The organism is Ligilactobacillus murinus (assembly GCF_003288115.1).
Lineage (GTDB): Bacteria > Bacillota > Bacilli > Lactobacillales > Lactobacillaceae > Ligilactobacillus > Ligilactobacillus murinus.
Genome location: NZ_CP023565.1, coordinates 1567720 through 1581954 on the forward strand (window position 1 = coordinate 1567720; position 14235 = coordinate 1581954).

Here is a 14235-nt window from a genome sequence, read left to right on the forward strand (position 1 = left end):
ATAATGAAAAGCTCTAATCAAGCTATCAAAAAAAGGCGCACTGCATTGACCGACTATCTCAAAGGAAAACAAACTGCCACGATCAGCGAATTGAGTCAGCAATTTAACGTTTCTGAAATGACGATCCGCCGTGATTGCGAGATCTTAGCAAAGATGGGCTTATTAGAACGCTCCTTTGGGAAGATAGTTTACGTCGAACAAACTGTCGATAAGATCGGTTCTGAAGATCCGCTCGACAAATTAAAGGATAAATTAGCTAAAGAAGCCAGCAATCTGATCAGTGATGGTCAGATCATCTTTATCAACTCGAGTAACACGGCTGTCAAAGTCCTTGAATATCTGGCAGATAAAAACATCACTGTCTTGACTAATAACCTTCATGCTTTAGGATATAAAAAAAATTCTAAGACTAGTATCTTTTTGAGTGGGGGAGAAGTCAATTTTGCTAAAGAGGTCATGATCGGCGATATTGCTTTTAATTCATTTAACAGCATGCGCTCAAATGTGACCTTGGTCGGCTGCAATGGCCTAAACGACCAAACTGGGATCTCGACTTCTCAGATAAATGAAGCTCGGATCAACCGCAAGATCATTCAAAACTCTGGGCAAGTCATTGTTTTAGCCGACTACACCAAACTAGGCAAATCCTCTAACTTTACTGTAGGTAGCATTGATGATGTCGATATTTTGATCACTGATTCATTTGCTGATCCTAAGCTCATTGCTAAATTTGAAAAAAATGGTATTCAAGTCATCCAAGTACCGATCTAGCTTTCAGCTATATAAAACAATTAGGCCCCACCACGATAAATCATGGTGAGGCCTTTATTATTGTCTTAGTTTTCGATCTTCGTATATGCCTGGTAATGTTCTAAAGTATCTGGTGCTAATGAACTATTAGTCAAGAGAGCATCGACATTATAGAGACTATAAAAGTTATAAAAATCATTCCGGTTAAACTTGTATTTGTCCATCACGACATATCTTTCTTGTGCATTATTCAAACCAAGTGCCTCAGCTTGACCTTCCTCAGTATTAGCTGCCATCATATTATCATTATTGACCCCATTGACTCCTACAAACGCCTTGGTAAACTTGAGATCTTCGAGTAATTTGATCGTTAAACCACCAATAAATTCGCCCGAATGACGCCGATAATTGCCTCCGACTAAGATCAATTCAGCGTCAGTCTTTTGCCAAGCTTCAAAGACCGGCAAACTATTAGTCACGACCCGCAAAGTTTCTGGTTTTTCAACATAATTTACGATCAATTCAAGGGTCGTGCCAGCTCCAATATAGATCGTATCTTTGGGTTTGATCTTTTGCGCAGCTAGTTTAGCAACTTCTTGTTTTTCGACCAAATGAAGTTCTTTTTTCTGATTACGCGAGAGTTCGACTTCCTCGATATTAGCGATCTTTTGAGCGCCTCCATGTAATCGGATCAACTTCCCGCTCTTATCGAGTTCATCTAGATCACGCCGGATCGTCATATCTGAAACACCTAGCGTAGTGATCAACTCATTTACCGTAACGATCTCTTTTTGATTTACGATCTCTAAAATTTTTAATAAACGTTCTTTTTTTAACATCGCCTTAGCCCCTAATTTTATGATAACTCAACTATAACATAAACAGACAAAAGCAAACAGATTTCATCATCATAGTCCAAATTCTCCTGCTAATTCTTGATCGTCAGCGATCCGTTGCTTTATACGCTTGTCAAATGCCCTATCGAAATCAGCTAGCTCTTCTTTTAGTTGCTTTAGTGGTTTTAATTGCTCGTTTAATTTCTCAACTGGCTTGGTATATAAGCTTTCCTTATCAGCCCCGGCAAAATGCAGGACTTCCAGTATTTCTTCTTCCGTGAGATCCGTCCCGATCTGGCGCGCCATCTGTAAAGTCTCATTCCAATTGGCTTCTAACTTTGCTTCGATCTGTTTTTGCGTCTGTTCGAGCACTTCGATCCCGGATTGTCCGTGTTCTTTGATCGCAGCTTTTAGAGCGTAAGCCAAAGCTGCATCTAGTTTGATCTTGCCACCTTTGACGCTATATTTATGTCCATACTTCTTGCGTAATCCACGTATCTTAGCCAAGCGCTCAGCTAAAGCAGTGTCAGCCTTTGACACTTTTGTTTCAAACGTGGCCTGTGTTTTTGAAACTACCACTTTATGATGTGAATATCTAAGCTGCCCTTTTTCATCGAACCAGTTAGCTACGTTATGATTTTCATTGATGAGCTTTTCTAATTTTTCTTTACTTACAGGGATCGTCTGGCCGTTTTTCAAAACGAGTTTGCCTTGTGAGAGTGAGCGTAATGTCTTTTCAAGATCGATATCACCCATCCCTGTCCCATTTTTATAGTAATGCTGAAAATCCCCCTTGAAAAGTCCACCAAACAAGGTATAGCTGTTGTTATAATTACCGATAAGATCGTCGACATTCAAATAACTAGTAATCTTTGTCGGATTATCCAATATATACTGCTTATCTTTTTTACTCAACTTATCTTTAGGCACGGGTGCATTAAACGTTACTGTCTTTAGATGCTTTTTGGCACCAACAGTCAAAGCCAACGAACCACCTAAAGAGTGGCCTGTTACCGTGATCTTTGCTTTAGGATAGCGTTTTTGAATATAATTAGCATAGCCCAAAGCGGTATCGAATTGACTCACTGGCGGTTCAAAGAGTTCGACCAGATTTTTAGTTTGGGATAAGGTGCCATCCACATCAGCAACATCGATCACATCAGTCACTAGATCGACTTTATCCTCTGGGTTAGTCCCAGCATAAGCGATCGTAAGCTGGCTGTAGTCTACCACGCCATTCTTTACCGGTGCAACTGTCATCGCCTGCATGTGATTAGGAACACCATACTGCTTTTTATTGCCATAGGTGCCGTTGCGGGAGATGTCGAGGATTTTATAGTTTGTTCCATGTAGTTTTTGATTTTTAGAATATTCTGCACCCTTTAGAGGATCCACGTCATATACTTTTTTTGATAATAAATTATAATCATTGATATCTGGAATCACTTCTGTATCTTTCATCATGTTGTTTTCCCTCCCAGTAGATCACCTTAACACCATCTAATGTCTTATTTTTCATAGTCTTTCCAGCATAGCTATACTCATTATCATCAAAAGATCCACCTGGATCAGTTGGATTGTCGTCCTCATCAACGCTTATACCTTCAATAATATTCTGCTTCTTTGCATTTATGATGACTGATACACTTCGTCCACCTGATCCTAAAATTCCATGTGTATATATCTTTCCTACCTCAATTGTCTTGATAGGTTCTGGTCCTTCATAATGCTGTACGACCCACAATGCGATCTTTTGTCTGGCTTTGGCTTGCTCTTTGACTTCTTTTTTACTTTCCTGGATCGACTCAGCTTTTTGACGCTTTTTCTTTTCGATCCGCAAATGTTCTACTCCCTTAATGATCGCCATGCTAGCTCCTCCTATCAAAAATAGACTAAGAATCACAACAACTATTACTCTTATTTTTTTATTTTTTAGCATAATTTGCTCCTATGTAATTTGGCGTGACTGTCATTGCCTACATATGCAACACCATACTGCTTTTTATTGCCATAGGTGCCGTTGCGGGAGATGTCGAGGATTTCGTAGTTTGTACCATCTAAATTTTTACCTTCTTGTCCATTACTTCCCTTCAACTGATCAATATCATATACCTTATTAGACAACTGATTGAACTCATTTAAATCTGGTATCATTTTCTTCCTCCCAATATAAAATATTGATCCCATCTAAATTTTTATTCGATAATTTCTCTTCTACGTATTTATAGTCGCTATCTGTAAAAGAGAATCCTACACTTGTCGGATTGCCTTGCTGATCAACTCCTATACCCTCAATCATATTTTTCTTCTTTGAATTTATAATAATTGAAACACTACTTCCGCCAGATCCCAATATTCCATGTGTCCTTATCTTTCCCACTTCGATCGTCTTGATTGGTTCTGCTCCTTCATAATGCTGTACGACCCACAATGCGATCTTTTGTCTGGCTTTGGCTTGCTCTTTGACTTCTTTCTTACTTTCCTTGATCGACTCGGCTTTTTGACGCTTTTGCTTTTCGCTCCGTAAATGTTCTACTCCTTTAATAATCGCCATACTAGTTCCTCCTATCAAAAATAGACTAAGGATCACAACAACTATTACTCTTATTTTTTAGCATAAATTTCTCCTATGTAATTTTGCGCAACTGTCATCGCCTGCATATGGTTGGGAACACCATACTGCTTTTTATTACCATAGATGCCGTTGCGGGAGATGTCGAGAATTTTATAATTTGTATTATCTAAAATTTTCCCTTCTCTATACATTCCACCCTTAGAGAAGTCCACATCATACACATCTTTAGATAGTAAATTATAGTCATTCATTGGTTCCATTGTTATTCCCCCTCCAATAATACACATCAACACCATTTAAGTCTTTATTTAGCAAAGGTTCGTTGCTGTATTTATAATCGCTGTTTTCGAAACGTGCTCCTGGCTCTTTTGGAATATGATCATCGCCTAAATGTATTCCATCAATTATGTTTTTTTCTTTACCATTTATGATAACTGCAACGCTTTCACCAGCAGATCCAAAGATTCCGTTTGTATAGATTTTACTAACACCTATTTTTTCAATAGCTTCCTTCCCCTCATAATGTTGTACGACCCACAATGCGATCTTTTGTCTGGCTTTAGCTTGCTCTTTGACTTCTTTCTTACTTTCCTGGATCGACTCGGCTTTTTGGCAGTTTTGTCTTTCGATCCGTAAATGTTCAACTTCCTTAATGATCGCTATACTAGCTCCGCCTATCAAAAATAGACTAACGATCATAACAACTACTAACTTGTATTTTCTTTGCATAGTGTCTTACAATTCCTCAATAATTTTTCTCTTTCTTACTTAAAACACATCATTTTCAAATAGAATTTTAACACTACAACTCACTAATATCCAATGTTTTTTATAAAAATAACCTGCACTAGCGATCTAGCATAGGTCACTAAGCTCATCCGCTCAAAAGTATTACAAGGCAGACAAATGCGCCTGTAATACAACGCCTGATATAAATAACAAGGGCACCACCATGATACAAAAAATGTATCATAGTGGTGCCCTTGTTATTTATACGGTGCTGACCGTACTCGAACTAAAACATTACACTTCTGAAATTGTATTTTTTCTTTAGATAGCGTCTTACTAAATAGCCAATACCAGCTAAAATCGCATAAACGATCGGTTCCATCGTGCGGTTGATCGAAACTGGGATAAAGGCGATCACCCCAAAGGCAACGATCCAGATCAAGATCAATTCTAATGTGATCAGTAAGGTCTTGATCCAACGCTTTTTACCCTTTTCTTTGCGAGCTGAGAGCATACTGCGATAAAAGAACGCTAAGCCGACCCCAGCGATCGTTGAAGTTGCTAACAAGGTGATCCACCCACCACTGACATCAGCTTGCTTTGGTGAAAAGACACCTAATAAGGTATACATGATACAGAACATGATAAACATGATCAAACCGTTATCCAAAGCTAAGATCCAAAACTTAGGTAATTCAGTCGGAGCTTCTGACTTTTTAGGTCCATTGACGATCAACTCAGCTTTTTCAGTGACCGTACCGTAGAGCTTAGTTGCCACGACCCCTTGCTTTTGCTTCTCCTTTAACTCTTGATACATTTCAGTTAAAACTTGTTCTTTTTGTTCCCGATCATAATTTTTTTCGGTCAAAGCCTTGTCTAAGTGGAAAAGATAATCTTCATTACGCTTAGTTAGACCCGAAAACTTACCATCACGCATCGTCACTTCGACTGCTTTAGCACGTGCTTGTTGCTGTTGTGCTGCCTTTTCATTGCGTTTACTTTCTGCCATGAACTTTTCCTCCTATCGCTTAAACGTTGAATCTAAATTCGATGATGTCACCATCTTGAACTTCATATGCTTTACCTTCAAGGCGCAAGCGACCTGCTTCTTTAACAGCTTGCATGCTCCCATACTTATCTAAGTCAGCAAATGAGACCGTTTCAGCGCGGATAAAGCCCCGTTCAAAGTCAGAGTGGATCACACCAGCAACTTGTGGCGCTTTCATCCCTTGTTTAAAAGTCCAAGCTCTAGTTTCCTTACCACCAGCAGTAAAGAAGGTTGCCAAGCCCAGTAATTTGTAAGAAGCACGGATCAAACGATCAAGCCCAGATTCTTCGACACCTTCCATTTCCAAGAATTCTTGCTTTTCATCGTCATCCATTTCAGCGATCTCTTCTTCAGTTCGGGCACAGACAGCCAAAGCTTGCGAACCTTCATTTTCCGCAAATTCTTTGATCTGTTGGTAATATTTGGAACTTTCTGGGTCGGCCATATCTTCTTCGGCAATATTTGCCACGTAAAGGACAGGCTTAGAGGTCAACAAGAATAAGCCCTTGACGATCTTTTGTTCATCTTCGTTAAATTCAAGTGAACGCACTGGTTTTTCTGCTTCTAAAGCTGGCTTGATCTTCTTTAAAACCTCAAATTCAGCCACTGCATCTTTATCCTTAGTCCGGGCTACTTTTTCTACGCGGGCATAGCGTTTGTTGACCGAATCAAGATCGGCTAGGACTAATTCTAAGTTGATCGTTTGGATATCTTCCAAAGGATCAACTTTATTAGCCACGTGGGTGATGTTTTCATCATCAAAAGCCCGCACAACATGCACGATCGCATCTACTTGGCGAATATTTTCCAAGAATTTGTTCCCTAGACCTTCACCCTTGCTAGCACCCTTAACGATCCCAGCAATATCAGTAAATTCAAAGGTCGTGTGTACGATCTTTTTAGCGGGAATGATCTCATCGATCCGTGCTAAACGTGGATCTGGAACTTCCACCATCCCAACATTAGGGTCGATCGTCGCAAAAGGATAGTTCGCCATTTCTGCCCCTGCCTTTGTGATCGCGTTAAATAGTGTTGACTTGCCGACGTTTGGCAACCCGACGATACCTGCTGTTAATGCCATTTGTTTTCCACTCTTTCTTAAAAAATTATTCCCCGGCTTTTTCTAAAACTTTCTTCATCTTCTTATCGAACTCTTTACGTGGCATCATGATCAAACGTTTGCAGCCGGTGCATTGGATCTTGATGTCCATCCCCATGCGAATGATCTCCCAGCGATTAACGCCACAGGGGTGAGTCTTTTTCATTTCAACGATATCATGCAATTCATACATAAGCATCCCTCACTTAATCTAAATGAATATCTAAAATATCCAAAATGCGGTTCAAATCATCCATCGATAAATACGAAATTTCGATCTTGCCCTTTTTCGAGCGTGCCGTGCTTTTGATCGCAACATTTGTCCCGAAGCGTTCCTTTAATAAATCTTCACTCTTTTGCAGATGTGGATCTAAAGCAACTTTTCTTTTAGCAGCTTTCTTATGGTTTTTCTCACCATTTAGTTCACTGACTAATTGTTCCAATTGACGAACGGTCAGATTTTCTTTGACCGTCTTTTTAGCTAACTGGACCAAATTTTTCTTGTCTTTTAATGATAACAAGGTCCGTGCTTGGCCCATTGACAATTGACCTGCTTGTAACATTTCCTTGACTTCTTTTGGTAAGCTCAACAACCGCAGATAGTTAGCAATATACGGGCGTGACTTTCCTAAGCGTTCTGAAACTTGAGCTTGGGTCAAATGCAAGTTTTCCATCAGCGTGTTGTATGCTTGAGCTTCCTCTAAAGGTGTGAGATCTTCGCGCTGAAGATTTTCTAGCACCGCGATCTCCATCATCTCTGCTTCATCTAGTTGACGCACGATCGCCGGGATCGTTTTTTTGCCAGCTAGCTTGGAAGCTCGATATCTTCTTTCGCCTGCGATCAATTCATAACCCATCACACTTGAGGAACGTACGATGAGCGGTTGAAAGACACCCTGTTGTTTGATCGACTCCGCTAGTTCTGCTAACCCAGTTTCGTCAAAGATCTTCCGTGGTTGATAAGGATTTGATCGGATCTCATCGATCTTTAGTTCGACCACAGTTTCTTTTGCTTGAGCGTCCCCTTCAAAAGTCGAAAATAAAGCTTCTAGCCCGCGCCCTAAGGCTTTGTTTTTCTTATTTGGCATCCGTCGCCAAAACCTCCTTTGCCAAAGCTTCATAAGCTAAAGCTCCCTTAGATCTTGGATCGTAATCAACGATCGCCATTCCGTAACTTGGAGCTTCTGATAATTTGATATTCCGAGGGATCACCGTTTGATAAACTATGTCGCCAAAGAAATTTTTCACTTCGGCAACGACTTGATTGCCTAGGTTAGTTCTAGAATCAAGCATTGTCATCAAAACACCCTCGATCTTTAGAGTAGGATTGAAGTGTTTTTGCACTAATTTGATCGTATTAACTAATTGGTTCAAGCCTTCTAAAGCATAGTACTCACTTTGCACGGGGATCAAGATCGAATCACATGTCGTAAAGGCATTGATCGTCAATAACCCCAGTGAAGGCGGACAATCCAACAAGATAAAATCATATTCATCCCTGATCAAGACCAATACATCAGCTAAACGTTTCTCACGCGCAAACTGTGAGGCCAACTCGATCTCAGCTCCAGATAACCGGATCGTTGCTGGAACAACATCTAACTTATCGCGTTTGGTATGTAAGATCGCATCTTCTAGCTCGACTTCATTGACTAATACATCATAAATATCTTGTTTGATCTGTCCCTTGTCGATCCCGATCCCGCTCGTTGCATTTCCTTGGGCATCCATGTCGATCAATAACACTTTTTGCCCGAGATCGGCAAGACTGGCAGCCAAGTTAACACTGGTGGTCGTTTTACCAACGCCACCTTTTTGATTTGCTAATGCAATAACTCTTCCCAAAATTATCCCCCCTAGTCTTTAGCGACTGGAATATCAATAATGATGCGATGGAACTCTTTTGTATCTTCTTCGGTCATATTGACTTTAATGCCTGATTTTTCAACCATTTGGACCGCTTTTTTCACAGTGTTGACAGCAACTTTTTGGTTAGGTGCCACATTCTTTGTGGTCGTCTTAGCTTTTTTCTTCTTGGCTGGTTTTGGCTGATCCAAGGCTGCGATCGCCGCTTCTGTTTCTTTGACCGACCAATCATTTTCCTTGATCTGAGCTAATAATTCTAATTGAGTAGCTTCATCTTCGACCGTCAACAAACTCCGCCCATGCCGTTCAGTGATCGAACGGTCTAAGATCGCATCTTGAACTTGTGGCGGTAACTTCAACAAGCGTAATTTGTTTGCTACAAATCCTTGACTCTTACCCATTTCTTTAGCTAAATGTTTTTGCGTCAATTCATTTAATTGCATCAAATGAGCGTAGGCTTTAGCTTCTTCAACTGCTGTCAACCCTTCACGTTGTAAGTTTTCGATGATCGCTAAGGAAGCTGATTCAGCGTCACTCATCTCACGTACGATCGCTGGAACTTTTTCATAACCAAGCTTAGTTACTGCCCGGAAACGTCTTTCACCAGCAATGATCTCATATTGCTCATCACCTAACTTGCGCAAAACGATCGGTTGCAACAAACCATGATCATAGATCGTATCTGCTAATTCAGCAATACTTTCTTCACTAAAGATCGTCCGTGGCTGGTTTTGATTAGGCACGATCTTGCTCAATTCGATCTCTTGGACCCGATTTTTGTCGTTTGGTTCTTCTTCTTTGTTCTTCTTAAAAAATGAAAATGCCATTTTTATTTCCTCCCTTGGGGCGCCTGCAAAGGCTGCTTAGCTGGTGTGCCTGGCTTGCGCGGATATTTATTTGGCGTTATTTTTTTCTTTGAGATCACAATGATATGCCGCGTCTCATCACTCTTAGGCAAAGCGGTCTGGATATCTTCTTCAATTTTACCACCAAGTGTAGCCACTGCATACTTGGCATCGGCTAATTCTTCACTTGCTTTTTGCGCCTTTAATGCGATAAAACGCCCATTTAACTTGACTAATGGTAAACAAAACTCGCTTAGGACCGACAAACGCGCAACCGCCCGCGCCGTAACGACATCAAAACTTTCACGAAAACCACTCTTTTTACCAGCAAATTCTTCTGCCCGAGCATGATAAAAATACGTATCTGTTAAGTTTAATTTTTGGGATAATTCCTCTAAAAATTTGATCCGTTTATTCAAAGAATCAACGATCGTGACCTTTAAATTTGGGAATGCGATCTTAAGTGGGATCGATGGGAACCCAGCCCCCGCACCAACATCACAGATGCTAAAAGGACATGTTTGAAGATCTTTGACTTCAAGCGCCGGTAAAAGTGAATCATAGAAGTGCTTTAAATAGACCTCGTCTTGTTTGGTGATCGCAGTCAAGTTGACGTGTTCATTTGTGGCAACTAAAAATTCGTAGTAGGTTTGAAATTGTTGCATTTGCTCATCAGAAAGCTTTACTCCATGCTTTGCCAATTCCGCTCTAAATTCTTCTGGTGTCATTTGTTCCCCTCATCTGATCTAATTGTGAAACATTGTTTAATTAATATGTTTCACGTGCTATTATAATAGTAATTTATTTAATGCGGAAATACAAGTCTCGCCCCCGCAAATCAAGCTTAAATTTGGAGGATTTTAATATGGAACAAAATAGTATCATCAATTTCAATGAACCACTTGTCCCACGCTATCCTAAGATCCAGACCAAGCTCGTCTATGCCTTTAAAGACGGACGTCCCTTAACGTTAGATCTCATCACTCCCCCACTCTTACCAAACGTTAAAGCCCATTTTCCCTTACTCATTTATGTTCCTGATGTTGATGAGCACAATATGGTCAAGAGCGATGAGCGTTTTGCACAAATGCTAGAGATCAGCAAACGTGGCTATGCCGTAGCTCTAATTTCATACCGTACTAATTCTGATGTTACTGCCATGGTAAAAGACATCCACTCAGCCACCCGCTTTTTACTCGATCACGCCTTCAAATACGAGCTTGATCCTTACCGCTATCTACTGTTTGGCGAAGGTCTAGGGGGATATTTGAGTAGTTTGAGCATTCTAGAACAGGGACAACAACGGTCAAATGATGAAGATGTCAGACGCTCGCCTTTACGTTATAAGGGTGGAGTGCTATTAGAAACATCGCTGACACCACAGCCTTTTTCGGGGCCATTTCTCAGTGAGTTGCTCTTACAAAACACCCAAAAGTTACCCCCACTTTTGATCTTAAACGGTACCGCAGACAATACCCTGACTGATAAACAAGCAACCGAGCTCTTATCAACTATCCAGTCTCGCGGAAGTGAAGTTTCATTATTCAACTTTGAGGGGGCGACCCTTAGTTCTGATGCCTTCTTCACTCCATATAGCCTAGATTTCTTATTCGAATTTATCAAGCATAGTTTCACTAAAAAATAAACGAGGTCGTTCAAATGGATCAAACACAACAATTGGCACAGCTTCATGCCTATACTTATGAAAAACTGTCTCACGATCACACCGGTCACGACATGGCGCACATTGAGCGGGTCGTCAAAATGGCGCGTACCCTAAATGAAAAACTCGGTGGCAACAGCTTTGTCGTCCAAGCAGCAGCCTTATTGCATGATGTCGTCGATGAGAAATTATTTACCGATATCGACCAAGCTAAAGCCAGCGTTATTGCACAAATGCAGGCTTTAGAAGTGAGTCAAAGTGAGCAAGACCACATCATGGAGATCATCAGTAAGATGTCATTTTCGCACTCTTTAGCTGGCAAACAAGAACTTAGCCTCGAAGGTCAGATCGTCCAGGATGCCGATTGGTTAGATGCGATCGGAGCGATCGGGATCGCCCGTGCCATCTATTATGGTGCCCGCCACAAAGAAAAGCTCTACGACCCTGCTATGCCACCTCGAAAAGAGCTCGATAAAGCAGCCTACCGTGATCTTTCAAATGAAACGATCATCAACCACTTTTACGAAAAACTGTTCAAGATCAAGGATATGCTAAATACTGCTGAAGCTAAAGCGATCGCAAAAGAACGTCACGAACTAATGTTATCATACGTTACAGCTTTTAAAGCTGACTGGTAAAGTTGGTCTAGCATCAAACAAAATGCTTATCAGGTATTCATTTCAACAAATTTAGTATAAAAATTTATTGTTTACATATTTTTAAGTATTTTGTATCTAATCCTTAAGAAAACGATTATTTTTTCTTTATCTTAAGCGCCTATACTGTAACCATAAGCTAAAGCAAAACATCACACAGGTGTAGTCCTATAGCTGAAACATTACCTAGTCAGCCCCCCTTGCTACTAGGTAAACATACTCCTTTTTTCCTCCGCATTCCCCTTGCGGAGGTTTTTTATATCACAACGCTTTGAACCGTACGGATAGCCTAGAATAGCACCATAGAAAGGATGATAATTATGAAAAGAGATATCGACCCTTATAGAGACCGTTATTTGAAATCAAAAGCTACGACTAATGGGATTTTATGTTCAGCCTTTATCTGGTATTTGATCTTTGGTCTCTTTCATATCATTATCACTTGTTTAATATTGTGGTTTTTCTGGATCATCGTTGACCCTGTTGGACGGATAACCGAAACGATCAACACTACGATCCAGCAAACACGACCCCAGCAGCAATATTTTACTACACCCGAAACCACAGAAGAGGGTACTGACACAAGTGATGTTTATGAAGCTGAATAAAATTAATGATCTTAGTTGCGAAAAATCTATTTTTAAGTAAAAATAACTTTATAACACATAGGAAAGGATGACTCCAATGGAACCAGAAAACGATCCATATAGACACGCCTATCTCAAGGCAAAAGCTACGACTAATGGGATCATGCATGCCTTATTCAACTGGTGGTTAGCTTTTACGTTATTCAACTTAGTGGTCGTCAGCCTCTTCTTGTGGGCTTATGACCCGATCGGACGTCTCAATGATGCACTTGCGCCAGTCACCCAACCCCAAAAGCAAACACGACCTACTTTGGATCCAAGTACTGAAAGCCAAAGTAATATTTACGAAGCACCAAATGAATAACTCACTAACAAGTCAAAAAGGCCCACGCTGAAAACTTTTCAACGTGAGCCTTTTTCGATCACTTTACAAATAACTTGTCATAAAGCACAGTAGCTTCTTCTACTGTAAAGTGAGTCAATTCTGTAACCGCACTAATGACATCTTGTTTGGAATATCCCTTAGCAGTCAAGCGGCTGATCATATCACAAACAACTCGTTTTTCCCCTTTGGCCCATCCCTCAGTGAGTCCTTCTTTCCGCCCTTCCTTTCTGCCTTCTTTTCTACCTTCTTTTCGTCCTTCTTTTCGTCCTTCGGCTAGACCTTTTTTTCGTGCCTCTTTACTTACTTTTTTTGTTTCTCTAGCAAGGCGTGAGCGAAATTCTAATTCATAGAACATGTAATCACCTTCCTTTTGCGTGTTAGTTTTCAAAATAACAATATCATCAGCTATCTTACATGTAAGAGCACTCGTTGGAACATTTGTATCTACATATTTCAAAAAAGCCGCCAATTCTTGTGAAACAGCTGAAAAATCTTTAGCTTTAGCGTTTAAAATAATGTTATGTTCCCCTGTATCGAGTACCAGATCACTTTCTTTTACGCGCACTTCAGTCGTATATACCGGTGACCCTACACCGAAAAAATCAAAATCACAGATAAAGATCACATACGTATCGACCCTATCACTATAGTCTTGCCCAGCCTCCAAAGCATGCTGGGTCAAATAACTTTGATAATATGAGATCCGCTTACCTAAATTATGTTCATCACTGACCTGCATCTCAATATCATACATTCGTCCATGCTCGTCTTCAGCATAGATATCAAAGCGAGCCCCGTGAAAGACGGTATTTTGCTTATGCGTATCTTCTTTTTTGATGTTTTTAACGTCTACGATCCCTAAATCAGGTAAGATCAGTTGCAACAGCTCTAAACAAATGTCTTTATGCTCTGAGATGATCCACGAAAAGATCATCCCATCTTTAAAACCCGCTAAGTTCCATGCTTTAAGGGCCTCTTCATAAGTACTCAAATCTCCCATCCCCTTTTGACTTTATTTTGGATCTGTACGCAGGATTTTTCAAGTCCAAAGACTTACCTTTATACTGGGATTTCTAGCACTAAACTAGACTTATATCTAACACTAAAAACTATGCAAAAATTTTTCCTAGAATTTTTTAAATCGTAATTCAAAAGCTCTCAAAGTTTAATTGACGTACTCTCTTAAAATACTTAAT

At 40.2% G+C, this 14235-nt stretch carries 20 protein-coding genes; 5 read left to right on the forward strand and 15 right to left on the reverse strand.

The genetic code is table 11. The features are described from left to right. The first annotated feature begins 3 nt into the window (after nt 1-3). Nucleotides 4-771 (forward strand): DeoR/GlpR family DNA-binding transcription regulator, encoded by a 768-nt coding sequence (locus CPS94_RS07785; RefSeq protein WP_004050601.1) that lies wholly within the window; start codon nt 4-6, stop codon nt 769-771. A 65-nt stretch (nt 772-836) separates the two neighbouring features. Here CPS94_RS07785 and CPS94_RS07790 read toward each other — a convergent pair whose 3' ends face one another. The 14 genes from CPS94_RS07790 to rsmG all read right to left on the reverse strand — a co-directional run bounded on the left by CPS94_RS07790 (nt 837) and on the right by rsmG (nt 10476). After that, nucleotides 837-1589: a DeoR/GlpR family DNA-binding transcription regulator gene (locus CPS94_RS07790; RefSeq protein ID WP_112193484.1), complete on the reverse strand. Its 753-nt coding sequence runs from the start codon at nt 1587-1589 to the stop codon at nt 837-839. 69 nt (nt 1590-1658) lie between these two features. Further along, nucleotides 1659-3050, reverse strand: a complete 1392-nt coding sequence (locus CPS94_RS07795) for a lipase family protein (RefSeq protein ID WP_112193486.1) — start codon at nt 3048-3050, stop codon at nt 1659-1661. Continuing rightward, the gene (locus CPS94_RS07800) at nt 3013-3453 is read right to left on the reverse strand and encodes a hypothetical protein (RefSeq protein ID WP_238145336.1); all 441 of its coding nucleotides are present in this window, start codon (nt 3451-3453) and stop codon (nt 3013-3015) included. Before CPS94_RS07800 ends, CPS94_RS07795 begins: the two co-directional genes overlap by 38 nt. Nucleotides 3454-3518: 65 nt before the next feature. Further along, nucleotides 3519-3740: a hypothetical protein gene (locus tag CPS94_RS07805; protein ID WP_112193490.1), complete on the reverse strand. Its 222-nt coding sequence runs from the start codon at nt 3738-3740 to the stop codon at nt 3519-3521. Further along, the gene (locus tag CPS94_RS07810) at nt 3721-4140 is read right to left on the reverse strand and encodes a hypothetical protein (protein WP_238145337.1); all 420 of its coding nucleotides are present in this window, start codon (nt 4138-4140) and stop codon (nt 3721-3723) included. The genes CPS94_RS07805 and CPS94_RS07810 overlap by 20 nt, the downstream gene beginning before the upstream one ends. A 50-nt stretch (nt 4141-4190) precedes the next feature. After that, nucleotides 4191-4421 (reverse strand): hypothetical protein, encoded by a 231-nt coding sequence (locus CPS94_RS07815; RefSeq protein WP_112193494.1) that lies wholly within the window; start codon nt 4419-4421, stop codon nt 4191-4193. Beyond that, complete coding sequence (locus CPS94_RS07820) at nt 4405-4890, reverse strand: hypothetical protein (RefSeq protein ID WP_112193496.1); 486 nt, start codon at nt 4888-4890, stop codon at nt 4405-4407. Before CPS94_RS07820 ends, CPS94_RS07815 begins: the two co-directional genes overlap by 17 nt. A 286-nt stretch (nt 4891-5176) precedes the next feature. Continuing rightward, entirely contained in the window at nt 5177-5899 is a 723-nt protein-coding gene (locus CPS94_RS07825) for a DUF1129 family protein (protein ID WP_112193498.1), read from the reverse strand. 19 nt (nt 5900-5918) lie between these two features. Beyond that, a complete protein-coding gene (ychF, locus tag CPS94_RS07830) occupies nt 5919-7019 on the reverse strand; it encodes a redox-regulated ATPase YchF (RefSeq protein ID WP_056959111.1) in 1101 nt (366 codons plus the stop codon). Nucleotides 7020-7044: 25 nt separating this feature from the next. Next, nucleotides 7045-7230 carry a DUF951 domain-containing protein gene (locus CPS94_RS07835; RefSeq protein WP_004050614.1) on the reverse strand — a complete coding sequence of 62 codons (186 nt, stop codon included), beginning with the start codon at nt 7228-7230 and terminating at the stop codon, nt 7045-7047. A 13-nt stretch (nt 7231-7243) separates the two neighbouring features. Continuing rightward, entirely contained in the window at nt 7244-8125 is an 882-nt protein-coding gene (locus CPS94_RS07840; RefSeq protein WP_112193500.1) for a ParB/RepB/Spo0J family partition protein, read from the reverse strand. Then, nucleotides 8115-8882 (reverse strand): ParA family protein, encoded by a 768-nt coding sequence (locus CPS94_RS07845; RefSeq protein WP_112193502.1) that lies wholly within the window; start codon nt 8880-8882, stop codon nt 8115-8117. The genes CPS94_RS07840 and CPS94_RS07845 overlap by 11 nt, the downstream gene beginning before the upstream one ends. An 11-nt stretch (nt 8883-8893) precedes the next feature. Further along, a complete protein-coding gene (noc, locus tag CPS94_RS07850) occupies nt 8894-9730 on the reverse strand; it encodes a nucleoid occlusion protein (RefSeq protein ID WP_112193504.1) in 837 nt (278 codons plus the stop codon). A gap of 2 nt (nt 9731-9732) precedes the next feature. Then, nucleotides 9733-10476, reverse strand: coding sequence for a 16S rRNA (guanine(527)-N(7))-methyltransferase RsmG (gene rsmG, locus CPS94_RS07855; protein WP_112193508.1), 744 nt, complete (start codon nt 10474-10476; stop codon nt 9733-9735). A 137-nt stretch (nt 10477-10613) separates the two neighbouring features. On the opposite strand from rsmG, the gene CPS94_RS07860 reads away from it, so the two are divergent. The 4 genes from CPS94_RS07860 (at nt 10614) to CPS94_RS07875 (ending at nt 13018) form a co-directional block, all read left to right on the forward strand. Next, on the forward strand, nt 10614-11393 hold the full coding sequence (locus tag CPS94_RS07860) for an alpha/beta hydrolase family protein (RefSeq protein ID WP_112193510.1): 780 nt from the start codon (nt 10614-10616) through the stop codon (nt 11391-11393). 14 nt (nt 11394-11407) lie between these two features. Then, complete coding sequence (locus CPS94_RS07865) at nt 11408-12049, forward strand: HD domain-containing protein (RefSeq protein ID WP_112193512.1); 642 nt, start codon at nt 11408-11410, stop codon at nt 12047-12049. Between the two features lie 338 nt (nt 12050-12387). Then, nucleotides 12388-12675, forward strand: a complete 288-nt coding sequence (locus CPS94_RS07870) for a hypothetical protein (RefSeq protein ID WP_112193514.1) — start codon at nt 12388-12390, stop codon at nt 12673-12675. Between the two features lie 76 nt (nt 12676-12751). Then, the gene (locus tag CPS94_RS07875; RefSeq protein ID WP_112193516.1) at nt 12752-13018 is read left to right on the forward strand and encodes a hypothetical protein; all 267 of its coding nucleotides are present in this window, start codon (nt 12752-12754) and stop codon (nt 13016-13018) included. A 58-nt stretch (nt 13019-13076) separates the two neighbouring features. Here the strand turns inward: CPS94_RS07875 and CPS94_RS07880 are convergent, their stop codons facing one another. Beyond that, complete coding sequence (locus CPS94_RS07880) at nt 13077-14039, reverse strand: Rpn family recombination-promoting nuclease/putative transposase (RefSeq protein WP_112193518.1); 963 nt, start codon at nt 14037-14039, stop codon at nt 13077-13079. Between the last annotated feature and the right edge of the window lie 196 nt (nt 14040-14235).

Bases quoted from the DNA above. Each gene is read 5' to 3' on its own strand.
- CPS94_RS07820 (WP_112193496.1), bottom strand. From the start codon at position 4,890: ATGCAAAGAAAATACAAGTTAGTAGTTGTTATGATCGTTAGTCTATTT.
- CPS94_RS07805 (WP_112193490.1), bottom strand. From the start codon at position 3,740: ATGATACCAGATTTAAATGAGTTCAATCAGTTGTCTAATAAGGTATAT.
- CPS94_RS07840 (WP_112193500.1), bottom strand. From the start codon at position 8,125: ATGCCAAATAAGAAAAACAAAGCCTTAGGGCGCGGGCTAGAAGCTTTA.
- noc (WP_112193504.1), bottom strand. From the start codon at position 9,730: ATGGCATTTTCATTTTTTAAGAAGAACAAAGAAGAAGAACCAAACGAC.
- CPS94_RS07810 (WP_238145337.1), bottom strand. From the start codon at position 4,140: ATGGCGATTATTAAAGGAGTAGAACATTTACGGAGCGAAAAGCAAAAG.
- CPS94_RS07870 (WP_112193514.1), top strand. From the start codon at position 12,388: ATGAAAAGAGATATCGACCCTTATAGAGACCGTTATTTGAAATCAAAA.
- CPS94_RS07880 (WP_112193518.1), bottom strand. From the start codon at position 14,039: ATGGGAGATTTGAGTACTTATGAAGAGGCCCTTAAAGCATGGAACTTA.
- CPS94_RS07875 (WP_112193516.1), top strand. From the start codon at position 12,752: ATGGAACCAGAAAACGATCCATATAGACACGCCTATCTCAAGGCAAAA.
- CPS94_RS07795 (WP_112193486.1), bottom strand. From the start codon at position 3,050: ATGATGAAAGATACAGAAGTGATTCCAGATATCAATGATTATAATTTA.
- CPS94_RS07785 (WP_004050601.1), top strand. From the start codon at position 4: ATGAAAAGCTCTAATCAAGCTATCAAAAAAAGGCGCACTGCATTGACC.
- CPS94_RS07860 (WP_112193510.1), top strand. From the start codon at position 10,614: ATGGAACAAAATAGTATCATCAATTTCAATGAACCACTTGTCCCACGC.
- CPS94_RS07800 (WP_238145336.1), bottom strand. From the start codon at position 3,453: ATGGCGATCATTAAGGGAGTAGAACATTTGCGGATCGAAAAGAAAAAG.
- CPS94_RS07790 (WP_112193484.1), bottom strand. From the start codon at position 1,589: ATGTTAAAAAAAGAACGTTTATTAAAAATTTTAGAGATCGTAAATCAA.
- CPS94_RS07835 (WP_004050614.1), bottom strand. From the start codon at position 7,230: ATGTATGAATTGCATGATATCGTTGAAATGAAAAAGACTCACCCCTGT.
- ychF (WP_056959111.1), bottom strand. From the start codon at position 7,019: ATGGCATTAACAGCAGGTATCGTCGGGTTGCCAAACGTCGGCAAGTCA.
- CPS94_RS07865 (WP_112193512.1), top strand. From the start codon at position 11,408: ATGGATCAAACACAACAATTGGCACAGCTTCATGCCTATACTTATGAA.
- CPS94_RS07815 (WP_112193494.1), bottom strand. From the start codon at position 4,421: ATGGAACCAATGAATGACTATAATTTACTATCTAAAGATGTGTATGAT.
- rsmG (WP_112193508.1), bottom strand. From the start codon at position 10,476: ATGACACCAGAAGAATTTAGAGCGGAATTGGCAAAGCATGGAGTAAAG.
- CPS94_RS07825 (WP_112193498.1), bottom strand. From the start codon at position 5,899: ATGGCAGAAAGTAAACGCAATGAAAAGGCAGCACAACAGCAACAAGCA.